This is a genomic window from Kitasatospora sp. NPDC057512 (assembly GCF_042802135.1).
Lineage (GTDB): Bacteria > Actinomycetota > Actinomycetes > Streptomycetales > Streptomycetaceae > Kitasatospora.
Genome location: NZ_JBHVET010000946.1, coordinates 1 through 2678, shown reverse-complemented (window position 1 = coordinate 2678; position 2678 = coordinate 1). Strand labels below are relative to the sequence as shown.

The window sequence follows — 2678 nt, the reverse complement described above, 5'->3', positions numbered from 1 at the left end:
CTCGTACGCGGTGCCCTGGTGGTGGTGCGGTCAGCCCAGCGCACCGGCCGCGCGGTGGCGGCCGTGCGCGTCGGTCTCCGGGCTGTCGTCGGCGGCGGAGCCACCGCGGTGGCGGCCGTGCGACGCGGTGTCCTTGGCCGTCTTCTCGTCGGCGTCGGTCCCGGTAACCGCGGGTCCGGTGGTGTCGGTGAGGGTGTCGGACATGAGAATCGTCTTTTCCGTGCGGAGGGTGCAGGTCATCGGCGCCCGGCCGGCGCCGGTGGCGCACGGTCGGGTCCCCGATCGGGCGCCCGGTACGCGCCCGTAGCCGGTGATCGCGGCCCGTGCCCCGGTCACCATAACGGCCGGGACGGACGAGATCCTATCGAGATCATGACGCGAGTCCCGCGCTGGTCCCAGGCCCGGGCCCGGACGGCAGGCCGTCCCGTCCGGCGCCACGACCAGGGCGAGGGACGGGTCGGTCCGTACCAGGGCCGACAAGTGGCACCCACCCGCGGAGGGTTCACTCGGATCGCCCAGTGCGGCGTCGAGGCCGCCCGGGCGGGGCCGTCGGCTGTTCCGGTCCCGCCCGGGTCAGCCCGGACGGCCGGTCCGCAGGAACGTGGCCAGCAGCTCGTGCAGGACGGCGGCGCCCTCGTCGGCGAGCACCTCGTGCCCGGACCCGGCCGCCTCGACGTACCGGAAGTCCTCCCCCTCGACCCGGCCGATCCGCAGCAACTCGTGCCGCAGCGACCGGGACTGGCTCACCGGCACGACCTCGTCCCGGTTGCCGTGCACCACCAGCAGCGGCGCGCTCAGCCGGTGCGCCAGTTGCAGCACGTCGCGCGGTCCGCGGGCGTCGGCGACCTGCTCGCCACCGCCCAGGCGGGTGGTCAACGCCCTTACGGGGGGCGCCGCTTCGGCCAGCAGTCGGGCGCCGGACAGGAACGGCGCGACCACCGCGCAGCGGGCGACCTGCTCGGCCGGCGCGTGCGAGGCCGCCAGCAGCGCCAGGAAGGCGCCGTAGCTGACCCCGAAGAGGGCCGGCGGCTCCAGGCCGAGGGCGGCGCGCTGGCCCGCGATGCCGTCCAGCAGGTACAGGACGTCGTCCAGGTCGGGACCGCCCCAGGCGCCCCGGATGGCCAGCGCGTGCGCCACGCCGTAGCCGGTGGAGCCGCGCTGGTTCGGCGCGACCACCGCCAGGCCCTCGGCGGCCATCCGTTGCAGTGCCGGGTCGAACTCCAGCCGCCAGGCGTCCGCCGGGCCGCCGTGCAGCGCCAGCACCAGGTGCGGGCTGCTCAGCCAGGCGTCCCCGCCGTACACCACGGCCTCCAACGGGCCCGCCGGGCCCGCGAGTTCGAGGCTCTGCGCGGGATGCCAGCGGCCGCCGTCCCCGGGCGGGGCGCTGCCGTCGAGCCGCCAGCCGGGCGGTTCGGTCCGCACCGGGCGCACCCCGCCGGGCTGCCAGGGCAGGATGGTGTCCCGCCACGGCCCTGGCAACCCCGAGGCCAGCGGCGCGAGTTGGAGCGGCAGCGGGGTCGGGCCGGAGACGGGCGGGAGCGGGCCGTGGGTCAGCAGCTCGTCGACGTCGAGGGTGGCCAGCGCCGTCGGGTGGTCGGGCGAGGAGTACGGCACGCGCAGCCCCGCCTCGCCCCAGTGCCCGACCGCGCCGAGCCGCCCGGGCGGGACCGGCAGCGGCTCCAGCCGCCCGGCCGAGGGCCGCCACAGCGCGAGCGCCGACCCCGCGCCGTGGTCGATCTGCACCGCGACCCGGGGGCCGTCTGCCGCCACCCGCAGGGCTACCGGCCGCAGCAACATGCCCGCGACGTGCAGGCACTCGGGGAAGCGCAGCGGCTCCCCGGCGCCGAGGACGCCCCAGCCGAGCCGGTCGGTGCCGGGCGCGTCGCTGCGCACCATCGCGAACCGGCTGTCCGGGTCGAACAGCACCAGGCGGTCGTTGCTCTGCGGACCGATCTCCAGCAGGGGGGAGGTGCGGCCGGCGCGCAGGTCGAGCACCACGCTGCGGACCAGGCCCGCGTTCACCCGGTCCAGCGCGAGCAGCGTGCCGGTACTGTCCAGCCAGGTGCCGCCGCCGTGCAACCCCGGGATCTCGGCGACCTGTTCGGGCTCGCTGCCGTCCGTGCGCACCAGCCAGGCGGTGGTCGCCGGGCGGGTGTCGCTGCCGAGCGCGACCGCCACCGGCGTCCGCGGGTCGGCCCCGGCCCGGGCGGGGAGCGGCAGCACCCGCAGGCCGGTCATCCGCAGCGAGCCCAACGGCTGTTCCAGGGCGCCGTTCCCGCCGTACGAGAGGCGGACCAGGTCGTGCCGCTCGCCGTCGTGCCGGCAGGTCAGCACCGAGCCGTCCGGGAGCGCGGCCAGCTGCGAGCGCAGGCTCTCCGCGCGGTTGCCGGGCAGTGGCAGCGCGGTCGGCACGGCCGGCCCGCCGTCCTGCGGCAGCCGCCAACTCTCCACGTACCAGCCGCTGTCGGCGGAGGAGGCGAGGCAGGCGGCGTGGCTGCCGTCGGCGGCGAAGGTGAAGCTCAGCCGGCGCAGCGTCTGGGTCATGGTTCGGGTGGCCACGTTCATGCTCCGCTCACCCCGGTGGTGCTGGACGGGCCCGCCGAGTCGGAGGGGACTGTGGTGTCGGACCGGCCCGCAGTGCCGGAGGGGGCCGGTCCGCCGTCGCGCCTCGGCCGGGC

General features: G+C 77.2%; 2 protein-coding genes. Both read right to left on the bottom strand.

The annotated features are described in order from the left end of the window. Window positions 1–30 precede the first annotated feature (30 nt). Window positions 31–204 (bottom strand): hypothetical protein, encoded by a 174-nt coding sequence (locus ACFU6K_RS36055; RefSeq protein WP_380670416.1) that lies wholly within the window; start codon window positions 202–204, stop codon window positions 31–33. A gap of 369 nt (window positions 205–573) precedes the next feature. Continuing rightward, window positions 574–2559 carry an alpha/beta hydrolase family protein gene (locus ACFU6K_RS36050; RefSeq protein WP_380670414.1) on the bottom strand — a complete coding sequence of 662 codons (1986 nt, stop codon included), beginning with the start codon at window positions 2557–2559 and terminating at the stop codon, window positions 574–576. Window positions 2560–2678: the final 119 nt, after the last annotated feature.

What these genes read in the sequence shown, in the direction of transcription:
- ACFU6K_RS36055 (WP_380670416.1), bottom strand. Translation starts at nt 204, where the DNA reads ATGTCCGACACCCTCACCGACACCACCGGACCCGCGGTTACCGGGACC.